The 17,912-nt window shown below is 65.7% G+C and carries 17 protein-coding genes and 1 pseudogene; 14 read left to right on the plus strand and 4 right to left on the minus strand.

What is annotated here, in order from left to right; translation table 11 throughout:
• Positions 1 to 58 precede the first annotated feature (58 nt).
• The 4 genes from B133_RS0116715 to B133_RS0116730 all read left to right on the plus strand — a co-directional run bounded on the left by B133_RS0116715 (position 59) and on the right by B133_RS0116730 (position 3,611).
• Positions 59 to 721 (plus strand): allophanate hydrolase subunit 1, encoded by a 663-nt coding sequence (locus tag B133_RS0116715; RefSeq protein WP_026256522.1) that lies wholly within the window; start codon positions 59 to 61, stop codon positions 719 to 721.
• Positions 722 to 748: 27 nt separating this feature from the next.
• The gene (locus tag B133_RS0116720; RefSeq protein WP_018602656.1) at positions 749 to 1,630 is read left to right on the plus strand and encodes a 5-oxoprolinase/urea amidolyase family protein; all 882 of its coding nucleotides are present in this window, start codon (positions 749 to 751) and stop codon (positions 1,628 to 1,630) included.
• A gap of 155 nt (positions 1,631 to 1,785) precedes the next feature.
• Positions 1,786 to 2,331: a GNAT family N-acetyltransferase gene (locus tag B133_RS0116725; RefSeq protein WP_026256523.1), complete on the plus strand. Its 546-nt coding sequence runs from the start codon at positions 1,786 to 1,788 to the stop codon at positions 2,329 to 2,331.
• Between the two features lie 110 nt (positions 2,332 to 2,441).
• Positions 2,442 to 3,611 carry a uroporphyrinogen-III synthase gene (locus tag B133_RS0116730; protein ID WP_036419348.1) on the plus strand — a complete coding sequence of 390 codons (1,170 nt, stop codon included), beginning with the start codon at positions 2,442 to 2,444 and terminating at the stop codon, positions 3,609 to 3,611.
• A 21-nt stretch (positions 3,612 to 3,632) separates the two neighbouring features.
• On the opposite strand, the gene B133_RS25385 is transcribed toward B133_RS0116730, so the two are convergent.
• Together B133_RS25385 and hutH are read right to left on the minus strand one after the other, a co-directional pair.
• The gene (locus B133_RS25385) at positions 3,633 to 4,223 is read right to left on the minus strand and encodes a hypothetical protein (RefSeq protein WP_018602659.1); all 591 of its coding nucleotides are present in this window, start codon (positions 4,221 to 4,223) and stop codon (positions 3,633 to 3,635) included.
• A 229-nt stretch (positions 4,224 to 4,452) separates the two neighbouring features.
• Positions 4,453 to 6,039, minus strand: a complete 1,587-nt coding sequence (gene hutH / locus B133_RS0116740; protein WP_018602660.1) for a histidine ammonia-lyase — start codon at positions 6,037 to 6,039, stop codon at positions 4,453 to 4,455.
• Between the two features lie 425 nt (positions 6,040 to 6,464).
• On the opposite strand from hutH, the gene hutU reads away from it, so the two are divergent.
• The 5 genes and pseudogenes from hutU to B133_RS25390 all read left to right on the plus strand — a co-directional run.
• The gene (hutU, locus tag B133_RS0116745) at positions 6,465 to 8,120 is read left to right on the plus strand and encodes a urocanate hydratase (protein ID WP_026256524.1); all 1,656 of its coding nucleotides are present in this window, start codon (positions 6,465 to 6,467) and stop codon (positions 8,118 to 8,120) included.
• A 23-nt stretch (positions 8,121 to 8,143) separates the two neighbouring features.
• Positions 8,144 to 9,364, plus strand: a complete 1,221-nt coding sequence (locus tag B133_RS0116750) for an allantoate amidohydrolase (protein WP_036419351.1) — start codon at positions 8,144 to 8,146, stop codon at positions 9,362 to 9,364.
• Positions 9,357 to 10,700 carry a formimidoylglutamate deiminase gene (locus B133_RS0116755; RefSeq protein WP_018602663.1) on the plus strand — a complete coding sequence of 448 codons (1,344 nt, stop codon included), beginning with the start codon at positions 9,357 to 9,359 and terminating at the stop codon, positions 10,698 to 10,700. Before B133_RS0116750 ends, B133_RS0116755 begins: the two co-directional genes overlap by 8 nt.
• Positions 10,697 to 11,905 carry an imidazolonepropionase gene (gene hutI, locus B133_RS0116760; RefSeq protein ID WP_018602664.1) on the plus strand — a complete coding sequence of 403 codons (1,209 nt, stop codon included), beginning with the start codon at positions 10,697 to 10,699 and terminating at the stop codon, positions 11,903 to 11,905. Before B133_RS0116755 ends, hutI begins: the two co-directional genes overlap by 4 nt.
• A gap of 123 nt (positions 11,906 to 12,028) precedes the next feature.
• A pseudogene (locus tag B133_RS25390) lies at positions 12,029 to 12,145 on the plus strand (Hsp20/alpha crystallin family protein); the annotation flags it as partial.
• 88 nt (positions 12,146 to 12,233) lie between these two features.
• Here the strand turns inward: B133_RS25390 and B133_RS0116765 are convergent.
• A complete protein-coding gene (locus B133_RS0116765; RefSeq protein WP_018602665.1) occupies positions 12,234 to 13,007 on the minus strand; it encodes an isocitrate lyase/phosphoenolpyruvate mutase family protein in 774 nt (257 codons plus the stop codon).
• A 104-nt stretch (positions 13,008 to 13,111) separates the two neighbouring features.
• On the opposite strand from B133_RS0116765, the gene B133_RS0116770 reads away from it, so the two are divergent.
• The 5 genes from B133_RS0116770 (at position 13,112) to B133_RS24110 (ending at position 17,246) form a co-directional block, all read left to right on the plus strand.
• Positions 13,112 to 13,399: a hypothetical protein gene (locus B133_RS0116770; protein WP_018602666.1), complete on the plus strand. Its 288-nt coding sequence runs from the start codon at positions 13,112 to 13,114 to the stop codon at positions 13,397 to 13,399.
• A 59-nt stretch (positions 13,400 to 13,458) separates the two neighbouring features.
• Positions 13,459 to 14,289: a hypothetical protein gene (locus tag B133_RS0116775; RefSeq protein WP_018602667.1), complete on the plus strand. Its 831-nt coding sequence runs from the start codon at positions 13,459 to 13,461 to the stop codon at positions 14,287 to 14,289.
• A gap of 38 nt (positions 14,290 to 14,327) precedes the next feature.
• A complete protein-coding gene (locus B133_RS0116780) occupies positions 14,328 to 16,256 on the plus strand; it encodes a fumarate reductase/succinate dehydrogenase flavoprotein subunit (protein ID WP_018602668.1) in 1,929 nt (642 codons plus the stop codon).
• Between the two features lies 1 nt (position 16,257).
• Entirely contained in the window at positions 16,258 to 17,007 is a 750-nt protein-coding gene (locus B133_RS0116785; protein WP_018602669.1) for a succinate dehydrogenase/fumarate reductase iron-sulfur subunit, read from the plus strand.
• 77 nt (positions 17,008 to 17,084) lie between these two features.
• Entirely contained in the window at positions 17,085 to 17,246 is a 162-nt protein-coding gene (locus B133_RS24110) for a hypothetical protein (protein ID WP_018602670.1), read from the plus strand.
• Positions 17,247 to 17,255: 9 nt separating this feature from the next.
• On the opposite strand, the gene B133_RS0116795 is transcribed toward B133_RS24110, so the two are convergent.
• The gene (locus tag B133_RS0116795; RefSeq protein ID WP_018602673.1) at positions 17,256 to 17,744 is read right to left on the minus strand and encodes a flavin reductase family protein; all 489 of its coding nucleotides are present in this window, start codon (positions 17,742 to 17,744) and stop codon (positions 17,256 to 17,258) included.
• Between the last annotated feature and the right edge of the window lie 168 nt (positions 17,745 to 17,912).

Here is a 17,912-nt window from a genome sequence, read left to right on the forward strand (position 1 = left end):
TTCTGGCAAGGCTCGTAGAGCCGCCACTTTCATACCTACTCGCAGGTAAGTTCGGATTATGAGTGTGACATCAGATGTGGTGGACGCGCTGGTCTTGCCAGCAGTTCACGAATACGGGGATCACGGGCTGCTGTTCGAGTTCGACAGTACCGCCGAGGTTTTGGCGTGGACCGCCAAACTGCAGGAGACCGATCTGCTCGGCGTCGTCGACATCGTCCCAGCATCTCGCACCATCCTGGTCAAGCTCGCCAGCCCGCGCTACCAGCCCGGTGCCCGGCAGCGGCTGAGCAAGCTCCGGCTGGCGCCGGAGTCGATCGTGCCCCAGCCCGCGAGCGGCAAGGTCGACCTGACGATCGATGTGGTCTACGACGGCGCCGACCTGCAGGAAGTAGCCACTCTGACCGGGCTGACCCCTGCGGCGGTGATTGCGGCCCACATCGGCACCCCGTGGCGGGTCGGATTCGGCGGTTTTGTACCAGGTTTCGCATACCTGGTGGATGGCGACCCGCGACTACAGGTCCCCCGCCGCGCCGAGCCGCGCACCAGCGTGCCGCCCGGGTCCGTCGCGCTGGCCGGCGAGTTCAGCGGTATCTATCCGCGGCAGTCACCGGGCGGCTGGCAGTTGATCGGGCACACCGACGCCGTGCTGTTCGATGCCGATCGCGACAAACCGGCGCTGCTGACACCCGGCATGTGGGTGCAGTTCCGGGCAATCGGCTGACCGGCCACAGACGTAGGAGAAGTCGACATGACCACGACATTGGAAGTTCTGCGCACCGGCCCCCTAGCACTGCTCGAAGACCTGGGCCGGCCCGGCCTGGCGCACCTGGGCGTCACTCGCTCGGGTGCCGCCGACCGACGCTCCCACACGCTGGCCAACCGGCTGGTGGCCAATCCGGGTGAGCACGCCACCGTCGAGGTGACCTTCGGCGGGTTCTCGGCGCGGGTGCGCGGCGGCGACGTCGCCATCGCCGTCACCGGTGCCGACACCGATCCGGCGGTGAACGGAGTCCCGTTCGGCACCAACAGCATCCACTACGTGCATGACGGTCAGGTGATCTCGCTGGGCGCACCGCACTCCGGTCTGCGCAGCTATCTCGCGGTGCGCGGCGGCATCAACGTCGAGCCGGTACTCGGCTCACGCAGCTACGACGTGATGTCGGCGATCGGCCCGACCCCCCTGCGGCCCGGGGACATCCTCCCCATCGGGGAGCACACCGACGAGTTCCCCGAGTTGGATCAGGCACCGGTGGCCGCGATCAGCGACGAGGTGGTCGAGCTGCGGGTGGTGCCCGGGCCACGCGACGACTGGTTCGTCGACCCCGACGTGCTCACCCATACCAACTGGCTGGTGACCAACCGCAGCGACCGGGTCGGCATGCGCCTGGTAGGGATGCCGTTGGACTACCGCTGGCCGGACCGCCAGCTCCCCAGCGAAGGCGCTACCCGCGGAGCAATCCAGGTACCGCCCAACGGTTTTCCGGTGATCCTCGGACCGGACCATCCGGTCACCGGCGGCTATCCGGTGATCGGTGTGGTGACCGACGAGGATATCGACAAGTTGGGCCAGGTGCGGCCCGGTCAGACCGTCCGACTGCACTGGGCACACCCGAGGCACCCGTTCGAATGAGCCGCACCGGCCATTGACCGGTACCGACCCGAGACACCCGCGCGCGTCGCTGGTAGAAACAGGGTGTGCTTACCGGGGATTCTGGTGCTCCTCACGCCCGCGGAGATTCTGGCGCTCCTCACGTCCGCGGAGATTCTGGCGCTCGTGTCAGGGACATCCACACCGCACGCCTGGTCCATACCTCCGACCTTGACCACGAGACCCGCGAGGACGCCCGCCGCATGGTCATTGAGGCGTTCGGTGGAGACTTCACCGACGCCGACTGGGAGCACACCCTCGGCGGTATGCATGCGCTGATCTGCCGTCATGGTGCGCTGATCGCGCACGGCGCGGTCGTCCAGCGGCGGCTGCTCTATCGCGACACCGCGCTGCGCTGCGGTTACCTGGAAGGTGTCGCGGTGCGCGAGGACTGGCGCGGTCAGAGGCTGGCCACCGCAGTCATGGACGCCCTGGAGCAGGTGCTGCGCGGCGCCTACCAGATCGGTGCGCTGAGCGCATCCGAAGAAGGCCGGCCGATGTACACGGCGCGCGGCTGGCTGGCCTGGCAAGGTCCGACCTCGGTGCTGCAGCCGGCGGGCGTGGCGCGCACGCCCAGCGACGACCGGTCGTTGTTCGTACTGCCCATCGATTTACCGGACGGCCTTGAACTGGACACCACCGCCGAATTGACGTGCGACTGGCGCGACGGCGACGTCTGGTAACCGTCTCGCACGGTCCACCGCGACAGGCGTCACAATGGTCCCGACAGACCGACACGCCCCGGCAATGGCCGAGATAATGACTGGAAATGCGGCGTCACATGACTGGAAACATGACCGAGCCCGGCTGGGCACCGCTTACCGGCTTCCGTGTGGCGGTGACCTCCGCCCGACGTGCCGATGAGCTGAGCACGTTGCTGAGGCGGCGCGGCGCGACGGTGACCAGCGCAGCCGCCATCACAATGGTTCCCCTACCCGACGACGATGAGCTACGCACCAACACCGAGACACTGATCGCAAATCCGCCCGACATCGTGGTCGCCACCACCGGGATCGGCTTTCGTGGCTGGATCGCCGCGGCGAGTGGCTGGGGCTTGGACTCTGAGCTGACCCACGCCCTGAGCCAGGCCCGCGTCGTGTCCCGCGGGCCGAAGGCCACCGGCGCACTACGGGCCGCTGGTCTGCCAGAGGAATGGTCACCAGATTCGGAATCCTCCCGCGAGGTGCTGCGCTACCTCGTCGAGCAGGGAATCGCGGGCCGTCGCATCGCCGTCCAGTTGCACGGTGCAACCGACGAATGGGATCCATTCCCCGAATTCCTCGACGAATTACGAAGTGCCGGTGCGGAAGTGGTGCCGATCAAGGTGTACCGCTGGCATCCCGCGCCACGCGACGGCGAATTCGACCAATTGGTGACGGGTATCGCCGAACAACGTTTCGACGCCGTGAGTTTCACGTCGGCACCGGCCGTGGCCTCGGTGTTGATGCGGGCCGCGGAGATGGGGATCGCCGATCAGGTGGTGTCGGCACTGCGCACGGACGTGCATGCGATGTGCGTCGGTCCGGTCACCGCTCAGCCGCTCGTCCAGCTCGGGGTGCCCGCCTCGGCACCCGAACGCATGCGGTTGGGCGCGCTGGCACGTCACATCACCGACGAATTGCCGATACTGCAGGCCCGCACCGTCCAAGCGGCCGGTCACACACTGGAGATCCGGGGTACCTGCGTGCTGATCGACGGTGTGGCCAAGCCGCTGTCCCCGGCTTCGATGGCGACCCTCCGCGCGCTGTCGCACCGACCTGGCGCGACGGTGTCCGAATTCGACCTGCTTGCCGTCTTGCCCGGCAGCGAAACCGACACTCACGCCGTGAAAACAGCAGTGCTACAACTACGAAATGCTTTGGGAGACAAGAATATCGTTTCGACGGTGGCGAGACGTGGCTACCGGCTGACTGTCGACGAACCACACTCTCCGGTGGACGCAGACCCCTCCGGCGCGCGATGAGCCTGGCACTGTAGTCAGCCGTTACCGGCCGATCGCATAGAACTGACCCATGCCGCCACCAGCGCGCAGCGCCAGCGCAGCGGCCGCCGCATTGCGCTGGCGTCCTAGCTGCTTGTCGACGGGCTCTTCCAGGATCGGTTGCGTTACGCCGGTGGGGATATCGTCGGCGAGCCGCTGAGCTTGTACCCCGGGATGGTTCGGCTGATCGCCAACCGGTTCGGCAGAGCGGGCGTATTGGGCCCGCCGGCCGCGGTGTGAGGCCTGTGCGCCGACCACCAACGGCCCAGCCAGCACAGCCAGCAATAGCACTGCGCCGCCTCCACCGACCGACAGTGCCGCCGTCCGGCGCTCGGTGATCAAACCCTCGCACTGTTCGGCGTAGTCACTTATCGCGTACGCCGGCCCCGCCAAAGTGTGCTGGTCCAGGTTGAGCAGATCCTGCTTGGCTGCGACGTTGTAGGACGGGTGCATACCGGTGCCGCACGGTATCGGCGCGCCGGTGCGGTCGACCACGTCAAGACCAAGCGGCAACGTCAGCGCGATCGCCGCGCCGAGCACAGCGGCCGCACCGAGCAAACCCACCATCTTCGCCATGGAACCCGCAAACGTCATCCTGGTCAGCCCCTTTGTGAAGCACTCCGCTACGCGATAGTAGCGGTCCACAGCGAACTTCTCTAGTTAGCCATAACCGCTGCACCAGGAGTCGTCGACACTTTGTTCAACTGCTGTTCATCTCGACGATCTGCGACATAAAGGCCATGTGTACGCCGAGATTTTCCCACGTCGCCACACAGATCACCGTTCAGGCCGGTCACAGTGATTCAGTAATCAAGACCTGTACTCAGCTATCGCCTGTCCAATGTTCGGCCGATACGCCGCGCAACGGCTCCGATAGCGCCGAGTTCGCCGCAGCCACCGCGGCCCCGCTGCGGACGAACTCAACGGCAGCCTCGACCTCGCGGGACAGGAAGCGGTCTTGGCCCGGGCCGGGTACCTGTTCGCGCAGCGCGGCAACGACAGCGCCGGTCGCCGGCCCCGGCTGCAGCGGTGCGCGCAGATCGATGGCCCGCGCCGCGGTCAGCAATTCGATGGCGAGCACCCGGGTCAGCCCGTCAATCGCCAACCGGAGTTTGCGGCCCGCAGACCATCCCATCGAGACATGATCCTCCTGCATCGCGCTCGACGGGATCGAGTCGACGCTGGCGGGCACGGCCAGCCGCTTGAGCTCGGACACGATCGCCGCCTGGGTGTACTGCGCGATCATGTGACCGGAGTCGACGCCCGCGTCATGGGCCAGGAACGGCGGCAGATTGCGCGACCGTGCCACGTCGAGCATCCGGTCGGTACGCCGTTCACTCATCGACGCCACATCGGCGACTGCAATGGCCAGGAAGTCCAGCACGTAGGCGACCGGCGCACCGTGGAAGTTGCCGTTGGACTCCACTCGACCGTCGATCGTGACGACCGGGTTGTCGATCGCCGAGGCCAGTTCGTAGCCGGCGATGGTGCGGGCGTGGGCAAGGGTGTCACGCGCGGCACCGGCGACCTGAGGTGCGCACCGCATCGAGTATGCGTCCTGGACGTAGGTACAGTCTGGACCCACGTGGCTCGCCACGATCGGGGAATTCGCCAGCAGCGCACGCATATTCGCGGCCGCCACGGCCTGGCCCGGCTGGGGTCGTAAGGCCTGCAGATCGGCCGCGAACACGCGGTCGGTACCGAGCATCGCCTCGACGCTCATCGACGCCGTCAGATCGGCGCAACGCAGCAGCATGTCGAAGTCATGGCAGGCCAGCAGCAGCATGCCGAGCATGCCGTCGGTGCCATTGATCAGCGCCAGTCCGTCCTTTTCCGCAGGCTCGATCGGCTCAATGCCGACCTCACGCATCGCATCTGCGGACGCCCGCAGGTTGCCTGCGGCGTCGCGCACGTCACCCTCACCGAGAAGCGCGAGCGCGCAGTGTGCCAGCGGCGCCAGATCACCCGAACAGCCCAGCGAACCGTACTCCCGCACGACGGGCGTGATCCCCGCATTGAGCAGGGCAGCCATGGTGGTGGCGATTTCCGCCTGCACCCCGGTGCATCCTGTGGCCAGCGTCGAAAGCCGCAGCAGCATGAGCGCGCGGACCACCTCACGCTCTACCTCGGGCCCTGATCCGGCCGCATGCGACCGGATCAGGGAGCGCTGCAACTGCACCCGCTGGTCGAGCGGGATGTGCACACTGGCCAGCGCACCGAAACCGGTCGACACCCCGTAGTGCGGTCTCACATCGAGGGCCAGTGCATCGATGATGGCGCGCGCCTCTGCGATCGCAGCAAGCGCGTCGCTACCGAGTTCCACGCCCACGCCGTGCCGGGCGACGGCAACGACGTCAGCCTCCGAAACCGGCCCCTGACCGACGATGACCCGGGGCAGCGTGCTGTTCATCTGATTCTCCCTACCGAATGGGTGTGAGGCCTCACGGAACCACGATGGACCGGCACCGGAGAGTTGCGGGCGATTTTGATGGTGGTCGAGCCGATCGCGGGTACCGCGACGTCCCGCTACAGCTCGATGAATGCACACATTCAGTATCGACTTCCAGGTTAGTGTGACTATTCAGTAGATATCGGCCAGGGATCTTGAACAGGTCTTCATTCACAGTGCACATTCGGCTAACACCGTCGAATCGAGGGACGATGCCGACAGGGCGGACACCAGCAGCTGCGGCCAACGTTCGACGCTGGTTCAACATGCTGATCGAAGGCCGGCAACTGGCCAACTCCGGCTAGAGGAGTTCGACCAGCGCGCCGCAGACCGCAATCCGTTTCTCGATTAGCCGCTCTACCAACGAGGTTCAAGGGAGAGATCACATGGAAGGCGCCCGTCCAGTACGTGCCCCCCGCGGTACTACCCGAACTGCTCGCAGCTGGTACACAGAGGCCCCGCTGCGCATGCTGATGAACAACCTGGATCCGGAAAACGCCGAACGGCCGGACGACCTCGTCGTCTACGGCGGCACCGGACGAGCCGCCCGCAACTGGGCCAGCTTCGACGCCATGGTGCGCACCCTGGAGACCCTGGCTCCTGACGAGACCATGCTGGTGCAGTCCGGCAAGCCGGTCGGCGTGTTTCAGACCCATGAATGGGCCCCACGGGTGCTGATCGCCAATTCGAACCTGGTCGGCGATTGGGCCACGTGGCCCGAGTTCCGGCGGTTGGAGCACCTCGGCCTGACCATGTACGGACAGATGACCGCCGGTTCGTGGATCTACATCGGCACCCAGGGGATCGTGCAGGGTACCTACGAAACCTTCGCTGCCGCAGCGGAAAAGCGTTTCGGCGGCACCCTGGCCGGAACCCTGACGCTGACCGGTGGCTGCGGCGGTATGGGCGGCGCGCAGCCACTGGCGGTGACCCTCAACGGAGGTGCCTGCCTGATTGTCGACGTCGACGAATCCCGGCTGCGTCGTCGCGTCGAACACCGCTACCTGGACGAGGTCGCCGACGACCTCGAGGACGCGATCAAGAAGGCTGTCGACGCCCGGACCAACAAGCAAGCCCGGTCGATCGGCCTCGTCGGCAACGCCGCCACGATCTTCCCCGAGTTGCTGCGCCGTGGCGTGCCGATCGATCTGGTCACCGACCAGACCAGCGCACACGATCCACTGTCGTACCTGCCGGAGGGCATCGACCTCGAGGATTGGCACGACTATGCGGAAAAGAAACCCGACGAATTCACCGACCGGGCCCGCGAATCCATGGCCAATCAGGTCAAGGCCATGGTCGAGTTTCAGGACGGTGGCGCCGAGGTGTTCGACTACGGCAACTCGATCCGTGATGAGGCCCGACTCGGCGGCTACAACCGGGCTTTCGAATTCCCCGGTTTCGTTCCCGCCTACATCCGCCCGCTGTTCTGCGAGGGAAAGGGCCCGTTCCGCTGGGTCGCGCTGTCAGGTGACCCCGAGGACATCTACACCACGGACAACGCCATCATGGACCTGTTCCCGGACGACGACCGCCTGCACAAGTGGATGCGCGGCGCCCGTGAACGCATCGCGTTCCAAGGCTTGCCCGCCCGCATCTGCTGGTTGGGTTATGGCGAACGCGACAAGGCCGGCGTGCTGTTCAACGACCTGGTGGCCAGTGGCAAGGTGTCGGCACCGATCGTCATCGGCCGTGACCACCTGGACTGCGGCTCGGTGGCCAGCCCCTACCGAGAGACGGAGTCGATGCTCGACGGATCCGACGCGATCGCCGACTGGCCGCTACTCAACGCCCTGACCGCCACGTCGTCCGGTGCGGCGTGGGTGTCGATCCACCACGGCGGCGGCGTGGGCATCGGCCGGTCCATCCACGCCGGGCAGGTCGGTGTTGCCGACGGGACTGAGCTTGCAGCACAGAAACTTTCCCGACTGCTGACCAACGATCCGGGCATGGGCATCATCCGCCACGTCGATGCGGGTTACGAGCGGGCCGAGGAGGTCGCGAAGGAACGCGGCGTCCGGATCCCGATGAAGGAGGGCTAGTGCCCGTACACGAGGAGGACAAAATGAGTCAGCGCAATCTCTCGGAGCGATTCGTATCGCTGTGGGCATCGCTCACACCGATCGGCCGCGACCCGGGCACCGGTGGTTACCGCCGATTCGCCTGGAACACCGCCGATCACGAGGTGCGCGCATGGTTCGTCGAGCAGGCCAACCAGCGCGGCCTGTCCTACCAGGAAGACCGCAACGGTAACCAGTGGGCATGGTGGGGCGAGCCGGGACCGGATGCCGTGGTGACCGGAAGCCACCTCGACAGCGTGCCCGACGGCGGCGCCTACGACGGTCCGCTGGGCGTTGTCTCGGCTTTCCTGGCAGTCGACGAGCTTCGCGCGCAAGGGGTTGAGCCTGCACGTCCGTTCGCGGTGACCAATTTCGCCGACGAGGAGGGCGCCCGGTTCGGCGTCGCCTGCATGGGCAGCCGGCTGCTGACCGGCGTGATCGAACCCGACCGGGCCCGCGAACTGAAGGACGCCGACGGCGTGACGCTGGGCGACGCGATGCGCGCTGCCGGTGTGAATCCCGACGAGCTGGGCCGCGATGAGCAGGCACTCGAGCGCATCGGGGTGTTCGTCGAACTTCACGTCGAACAGGGCCGGGCGCTGGTCGACATGGACGCCGCGGTAGGAGTTGCGACCGCCATCTGGCCGCACGGTCGGTGGCGGTTCGAATTCCTCGGCGAGGCGAACCATGCCGGCACGACACGCGTGGACGACCGCGTCGACCCCATGTTGCCGTTCGCGAGCAGCGTGCTCGCCGCCCGAGACACGGCTGCGCGCATTGGCGCCCTGGCCACCTTCGGCAAGGTTCTCGTCATTCCCAACGGCGTCAACGCGATTCCCTCAGCAGTCCACGGCTGGCTGGACGCCCGTGCGGCCGACGACATGGTGCTGGAGAAGTTGGTTTCGGAGGTCACCGCGGCGGGCGAGGCAGCAGCCGCCGAACACGGTGCGACGTGCACCGTGACGCGCGAGTCGTATTCGCCCGTCGTCGGATTCGATAACGGGCTACGAGACCGAATCAGCGCGTGGCTCGACGGTGCCCCCCAGTTACCGACGGGGGCCGGCCACGACGCCGGGATCCTTTCGGCGCACGTGTCAACGGCAATGCTGTTCGTACGCAACCCAACTGGCGTGAGCCACAGCCCGGCCGAGCACGCCTCCGACGAGGACTGCGTCGCCGGAGTAGTGGCGCTGACCAAGGTGTTGCGGGAATTGGTGAATGGGTGAGTCGGTGAGTCGATATTTCGCCGATTACGCCTGGCTCGGTGGCGACCAGGTCAGCGATCGGGTGCTCATCGAGGTTGACGGCGAGAGGATCACCTCGGTGTCGGCTGGGCAGGACCGTCCAGCCGACACGATCCACCTGCCGGGTGTCACGCTGCCCGGCCTGGCCAACGCGCACAGCCACGCGTTTCACCGCGCCCTGCGCGGACGCACCCACCGTGGCGGTGGGACGTTCTGGACCTGGCGCGAAGACATGTACACCGTGGCCGGCCGGCTGGACCCGGACTCGTACCATGCACTGGCCCGCGCGGTGTACGCCGAGATGGCCCTGGCCGGAATCACCTGTGTCGGCGAATTCCACTACGTACACCACAGCCCGGACGGGACACCCTACCCAGAAGCGAACGCCTTGGGCGAGGCGCTCATCGCCGCGGCCGCCGACGCCGGAATCCGGATCACATTGCTCGACACCTGTTATCTGACAGGCGGTTTCGGTGTCGATCTGCATGGCCCGCAGGTGCGGTTCACCGATGGCACCGCCGCCGCATGGGCCGACCGCGTCGAGCGGTTGGCTCCCACCCGCCACGCCCGCATCGGCGCCGCAATCCATTCAGTGCGTGCAGTTCCGGCCGATCAACTCGGCACCGTCGCCGAATGGGCCCACGACCACGGTGCTCCGCTGCATTTCCACATGTCCGAACAGCGCGCGGAGAACGAGGCTTGTATCGCGGCACACGGCTGCACCCCGACCCAGCTGTTGAGTGAACACGGTGCCCTGGGGTCGCTATCCACCGCGGTGCATGCCACCCACCTCACCGACGACGACATTGCCTCGCTGGCCGGTTCGCACACCTACGTGTGTATGGCGCCGACCACCGAGCGGGATCTCGCCGACGGTATCGGCCGGGCACGCGATCTGTCCGATGCCGGTGGGCTTCTGACCCTCGGCAGTGACAGTAACGCCATCGTGGACCTCTTCGAGGAGGCGAGGGCCATGGAACTCGACGAGCGGCTGCGCACCGAGTGCCGCGGGCACTGGCCGGCGGCCGAGCTGATGCATGCTGCGACGTCCGACGGGCACGCGTCGCTGGGCTGGCCCGAGGCGGGCCGGATCCAAGCGGGTGCGCTCGCCGACTTCGTCACCGTCACGCTCGACTCCGTGCGGATGGCCGGCGCGGACGCCGCCACGCTGCTGGAGTCGGTGGTGTTCGCCGCGTCCGCAGCCGATGTGACCGATGTGGTGGTCGGCGGACGCCGCGTGGTCGAGCAGCGACGACACACCCAAGTCACGGATATTACTGCGGCGCTGCATGATTCGATCAGAGCGGTGGTCTGTTGAGTAGTCTTCTGATCGACAACATCGGCACCTTGGTGACCAACGACCCGACACAGCAGGCCGGCCTGGTCGGGTTGATCGAGGAGGCCGCCCTGGTTTTCGACGACGGCGTGGTGGCATGGGTCGGCCCGCGCGGCGCGGCACCGGATACCGACGACCGGGTCGACGCCGACGGCCGGGCCGTCATACCCGGGTTCGTGGACAGCCACAGCCACCTGGTCTTCAGCGGTGACCGCTCGGCCGAGTTCGCCGCACGCATGGCCGGAACGCCCTACAGCGCCGGCGGAATCAACACCACTGTCAACGCCACGCGCGCGGCGAGCACCACCGAGCTGCGCGCCAACGTGGGGCGCCTGGTCGCGGAGTCGCGGCGCTCCGGAACCACCACCAACGAGTGCAAGTCGGGCTACGGACTCACCGTCGAGACCGAGATGCAGAGTCTGCAGCTCGCCGCCGAGTTCACCGACGAGGTCACCTTCCTCGGGGCCCATCTGGTGCCGCCCGAATACGCCGACCGTCCCGACGACTACGTGGAGTTGGTGTGCACGGCCATGGTCGACGCCTGTGCGCCCGCCGCGAAATGGATCGACGTGTTCTGCGAGCGTGGCGCGTTCGACGGTGACCAGACCCGGAAGATCCTCACGGCCGGAGTCGAGCGGGGCCTCATCCCCCGCGTGCACGCCAACCAGCTCGGCCCGGGCCCGGGTGTGCAAATCGCCGTGGAGTTCGGCGCCGCCTCAGCCGATCACGCCACCTTCCTCGATGACGACGACATCGCCGCACTTGCCTCAGGCAACACCGTGGCCACGCTGTTGCCTGCCACCGAATTCGCCACCCGTCAGCCCTATCCGGATGCCCGGCGGCTCCTCGACGCAGGTGTCACCGTGGCGTTGGCCAGCAACTGCAATCCGGGTTCGGGTTTCACCACCAATATTCCGTTCTGCATCGCGGTGGCAGTGCGGGACATGAAGATGACGCCTGACGAAGCACTGTGGTCGGCGACCATGGGTGGAGCACGCGCGCTGCGCCGCACCGACGTCGGACATCTGGCCGTCGGCGCTCGCGCGGATGCCGTACTGCTGGACGCGAATTCGCATGTACACCTGGCCTACCGGCCAGGCGTGCCATTGATCGAGGCGGTGTGGCGGGGCGGCGAGCAGGTCGTCGGCAGCGTCGGGAACCGGCACGGCCGGACTGGCAGCGCGTAATCAGGCTCGGGTGACTTCGCTGACGACGAACAACCACCGGGAACATGAGCGTGGTTCACTCAAGTTGCCGGACGTCCGGTTGGCACCGACTGGATCAAGGACTTCAGCCCGGCCGCCGAGGTCGGTAAGGAAGGCGACGACGCGATCACCGCGTCCTACGACGCCGGAGTGCTGACCGTCCGGGTGGCCGGGGCCTACACCGGCACCGAGCCACGGTGCATCGAGATCTCGAGCAACTAGGAAGACAGCAAAGCCGGTGGAACTCAAGCAGTTCCACCGGCCTTCGCTATCGGCGGCTCAGATCCCCGCGTTCACAGACAGGGAAGGTTCAGCGCCAGCGGACCAGGATCTCGTTCGCAGTCCCGGTCAGCGCCCGCTGCAGGAACGGTCCAAAGCTGATTCGGCCCACCCCGAGCGGGCCGAATGACGCCGGATCGTCGGACTCCGGTATCGCGATCGCATTGACGGGCAGCGGCAGCTCAGATGTCAACTGTCGCATGGTTTCCGGATCATGACGCCCCACAGGGTATAGGCAGTCGGCACCGGCCTCGGCGGCCAGCTTGAGCCGCGCCACCGCACGTTCTACGCGATCAGCCTCCGAACCGTCCTGGCGCAAGAACAGATCGGTGCGGGCGTTGATCACGACATGCACCCCGGCCGCGTCGGCGGCGTTGCGCAGTTCACCGACCAGCGCGGCATGCTCCTCGGGCCCGCGCAGCCGCTTGCCCTCCTTGTGCACGGTGTCCTCGATGTTCAGCCCGACCGCACCCGCGTCCAGCAGACCGTCGATGAGCCGCCGCGGCGTCTCGCCGTATCCAGACTCGATATCGACCGAGACCGGCACGTCGATCGCACCGCTGATCTGGGCAACCCGCGTGGTCAGATCATCGAACGACATGCCCTCACCGTCGGCTTTCCCGACCGAATCGGCCACCGGGTGGCTGCCCAGCGTCAACGCCGCGAAGCCCGCATCAACGGCGGTTTTCGCAGACCAGGCGTCCCAGACTGTCGGCAAAACCACCGGATTGCCCGGCCGATGCAACGCCAGCAGAGCCCTCGCGCGATCCTGCAGAACCTGTTGGGACAGAACTTGTCGGGACATGCTCAAACCTCCACTCAACGTGACCCGCGTCACTCTCAACTCATGATGCAGCTAGCACAGTTGTCGTAATGTGATTCATGACACCTTCAGCCCAAGGAGGTCACATGCCCAACTCCGAATTCGCCGAACTGCACAACCTCATAGACGAGATGCGTCGTTGTGTCACAACACTGGCGGCCAAGTATGGCGACTCACCGGCCACGCGTCGCGTAGTCAATGATGCCGAACGCATCCTGCTCGACATCGACCGACTCGACATCGATGCCGAAGAACTCGAGATGCGCCACGGTGTCACCCGGCTGCGGCAGGACCCCGAGAAGATCGCGATCCCCGACACCCAATACGACAGCGAATTCTGGGGAGACATCAGCGACGGCGGCGTCAGCGGCTAGTGGCGACGCCGCGGGCAGTTGACGCCTCACCCAACAACTGAACCTGACGAAAGGGAACCGTGAGCGCACACACCGCTGACCGTCGTGCGACCGGGGTCTTCTCCCCCACGCGCGCCCAGATTTCGCAGCGCACACTGCGGACCGACCGGTGGTGGCAGGCGCCGCTGCTGACAGATCTCGGACTGGCGACGTTCGTCATTTACGCCACCATCCGCGCGTTCTGGGGCAGCGCTTACTGGGTTCCGCAGTACCACTACCTGACGCCGTTCTACTCGCCGTGCGTGAGCACCGCGTGCGCTCCAGGAGCGAGCCATTTCGGGCACTGGGTCGGCGCCCTGCCCTGGTTCATCCCGATGGCCTTCATCTCTCTGCCGTTCCTGTTGGCGTTCCGGCTGACCTGCTACTACTACCGCAAGGCCTACTACCGGTCGGTCTGGCAGTCACCGACCGCCTGTGCGGTAGCCGAGCCACACGCGAAATACACCGGGGAGACCCGTCTTCCGCTGATCGTGCAGAACGCCCACCGGTACTTCTTCTACGTCGCAGTGCTGATCTCGCTGGTGAACACCTACGACGCAATCGTGGCGTTCCACTCCGAGGCAACCCCCAGCGGTTTCGGATTCGGTCTGGGCAACCTGATCCTGGTCATCAACGTCACCCTCCTGTGGGTGTACACCGTCTCCTGCCACTCCTGCCGGCACGTTACCGGCGGGCGCCTCAAGCACTTTTCGAAACATCCGGTCCGGTATTGGATCTGGACCCAGATCTCCAAGCTCAACACTCGGCACATGCAGTTCGCGTGGATCACGCTGGGCACCCTGATGCTCACCGACTTCTACATCATGCTGGTCGCCAGTGGGACCATCTCTGACTTGAGATTTGTTGGCTGACAATGCAATTCAGAATGAACAAAGTAGTGGGGATATAGATGGCTGAACTGGAACGGCATCAATACGACGTTGTCGTGATCGGTGCCGGCGGCGCGGGACTGCGCGCGGTGATCGAGGCCCGCGAGCGGGGTCTGCGAGTTGCAGTGGTGACCAAATCGCTGTTCGGCAAGGCACATACGGTGATGGCCGAGGGCGGCTGCGCCGCGGCGATGCGCAACGTCAACACCAAGGACTCCTGGCAGGTGCACTTCGGTGACACCATGCGCGGCGGCAAGTTCCTCAACAACTGGCGGATGGCCGAACTGCATGCGCAGGAAGCCCCGGACCGGGTCTGGGAACTGGAGACCTACGGAGCGCTGTTCGACCGCACCAAGGACGGCAAGATCAGCCAGCGCAACTTCGGTGGCCACACTTACCCGAGGCTTGCGCACGTCGGCGATCGCACCGGCCTGGAGATCATCCGCACCCTGCAGCAGAAGATCGTCTCACTACAGCAGGAGGACAAGCGCGAACTCGGCGACTACGAGGCGCGCATCAAGGTGTTCCACGAAACCGCGATCACCGAACTGATGTTGGACAATGCCGGGCCAGAGAAAAGAGTGGCCGGGGCGTTCGGCTATTACCGCGAGAGCGGCAATTTCGTGCTGTTCGAGGCCCCCGCGATCGTGCTGGCCACCGGCGGCATCGGCAAGTCGTTCAAGGTGTCGTCGAATTCGTGGGAGTACACGGGCGACGGGCATGCGCTGGCGCTGCGCGCTGGCTCGACCCTGATCAACATGGAGTTCATCCAGTTCCACCCCACCGGCATGGTATGGCCGCTGTCGGTGAAGGGCATCCTGGTCACCGAGGGGGTTCGCGGCGACGGCGGGGTGCTCAAGAACTCCGAGGGCAAGCGGTTCATGTTCGACTACATCCCCGCGGTGTTCAAAGGCCAGTACGCCGAGACCGAGGAAGAAGCCGACCAGTGGCTCAAAGACAACGACTCGGCCCGGCGCACCCCTGACCTGCTCCCCCGCGACGAGGTGGCTCGCGCAATCAACTCCGAGGTGAAGGCGGGTCGCGGCTCACCACACGGCGGGGTGTATCTGGACATCGCATCCCGCATGCCGACCGAGGAGATCAAACGGCGGCTGCCGTCGATGTACCACCAGTTCATGGAGCTCGCCGAGGTCGACATCACCAAGGACGAGATGGAGGTCGGGCCGACCTGCCACTACGTGATGGGCGGGATCGAGGTCGACCCGGACACCGGTGGCGCCATCACCCCCGGCCTGTTCGCAGCTGGTGAGTGTTCGGGCGGAATGCACGGCTCGAACCGGCTGGGCGGGAACTCACTGTCGGACCTGCTGGTGTTCGGCCGCCGCGCCGGGCTCGGTGCCGCCGACTACGTGCGGGCGTTGCCGGAGCGGCCGAAGGTCTCCGACGCCTCGATCGGAGAAGCCGTCGCAACCGCGTTGGCGCCATTCGAGGAACACGAGCGGCCCGAGAACCCGTACGCATTGCACGCCGAGTTACAGCAGTCGATGAACGACCTCGTCGGCATCATCCGCAGGGAAGCCGAGATCGAAGAAGCGCTCGACAAGCTCGCCGAGCTCCGCCGCCGTGTGCACAACGTCAGTGTCCAGGGCGGACGGGTCTTCAATCCCGGCTGGCACCTGGCAATCGACCTGCGCAACATGCTCCTGGTCAGTGAATGCGTCGCGAAGGCCGCGTTGGCGCGCACCGAAAGCCGGGGCGGACACACCCGCGACGACTACCCGAGCATGGACGCCAATTGGCGCAACACGCTGCTGGTATGCCGGACCGTCGACGATGAGGCCGGTGATGCGCTGGTCCCGGACGTCTTGGTGACACCGGAATCGCAAGCCCCGATGCGGGCCGACCTGCTGGCCACCTTCGAGCTGTCGGAACTGGAGAAGTACTACACCCAGCAGGAACTGGCCGAGCACCCCGATTGGAAGGGCTGAGATGGCTAAATACGACGCGAGTCTGCGGGTCTGGCGCGGCGACGACACAGGCGGCGGCTTGCAGGACTACACCGTCGAGGTCAACGACGGCGAGGTGGTGCTCGACATCATCCACCGGCTGCAAGCCACCCAAACGCCCGATCTGGCGGTGCGGTGGAACTGCAAGGCGGGCAAGTGCGGGTCTTGTTCGGCCGAGATCAACGGCCGCCCACGGTTGATGTGCATGACGCGGATGTCGACGTTCGACCCGGCCGAGACCGTGACCGTGACGCCGCTGCGCACCTTCCCGATCATGCGCGACCTGGTCACCGATGTGTCGTTCAACTACCAGAAGGCCCGCGAGATCCCGTCGTTCACGCCGCCCAAGGATCTGCAGCCCGGTGAATACCGCATGCAGCAGGAGGACGTCAACCGCAGCCAGGAATTCCGTAAGTGCATCGAGTGCTTCCTGTGTCAGAACGTCTGCCATGTGATCCGTGACCACGATGAGAACAAGAAGTCCTTCGCCGGTCCGCGTTTCCACATGCGGATTGCCGAACTGGACATGCACCCGCTGGATACCGTCGACCGCCGGGACATGGCTCAGGACGAGTTCGGGCTGGGCTACTGCAACATCACCAAGTGCTGCACCGAGGTCTGCCCGGAAAACATCAAGATCACCGACAACGCGCTGATCCCGATGAAAGAACGTGTGGTGGACCGCAAGTACGACCCGATCGTGTGGCTGGGCAACAAGCTCTTCAAGCGCTAGGACAACAACAGCCAGTGTTCGATGCCGAGGCGGCGTAGGCTCGTCGAGAGCAGCCAATCAAAGTCGAAAGGCAGCCGATGAGCATGCGACAGACTTACAGCGTCAACGACATCCGTACGGCGATCCGCCAACTTTCGGCCCGCGCGGATCTGGCCCGCAAGGAAGGCCGGCCGGAAGACGCCGCCGAGATCGAACAACGAATCACCGGCTATCGCGAGGAACTCTCCGAACGCCCCTGAGCCACCTAGTCAGTCCTCACCCAGCCGACGAAATGCACTGCGATGGAACACGATCGGTGCGATGTCGGAGTGTACGGTGATCTCGCTGACCCGCAGTAGCACAATGGTGTGATCGCCGGCGGGCACCAACTGTTCGATGGCGCTCTCCAACCACACGCTGGTGCCGTGGATGAACACCGCACCCGATTCGCGTGATTCGGTCTCCAGCCCCGCGAAGCGGTCGCCGGTCTTGGCCGCCAACGTGCGCACGGCAGCGTCATGGCACTCGCCAAGCACACTGATGCCAAGGGCCGGCAACCCCTTGAGCTTCGGCCACGTGTTGGAACTGTTCTGCACACAGAAGGACACCAGCGGCGGGTCCAGAGATACCGGGACGAAAGTGCTAGCAGCCAGACCGATCAGCGCGCCATCCACCTTGGCGGCGATCGCGATGACACCGGTTGGGAAATGACCGAACGCCTCACGCAGCGACGTCGGGCTCAAATCTGTAGCACTCATATCACCTCCATCTTCACATGCAGCGTCACACACCGGCCACCGTCAAGTTCGCCGTGAACCGAACTTGGCCGCCCCGCCGCCGAGCGGTTTGAGTAGCCTGACGCCATGCCCAACGTGTCGATTCCTTCCATGCTGTGTGAACGTTTTCGTCTGGACGGGTAGCCGGGC

This window comes from Mycobacterium sp. 155, assembly GCF_000373905.1.
Lineage (GTDB): Bacteria > Actinomycetota > Actinomycetes > Mycobacteriales > Mycobacteriaceae > Mycobacterium.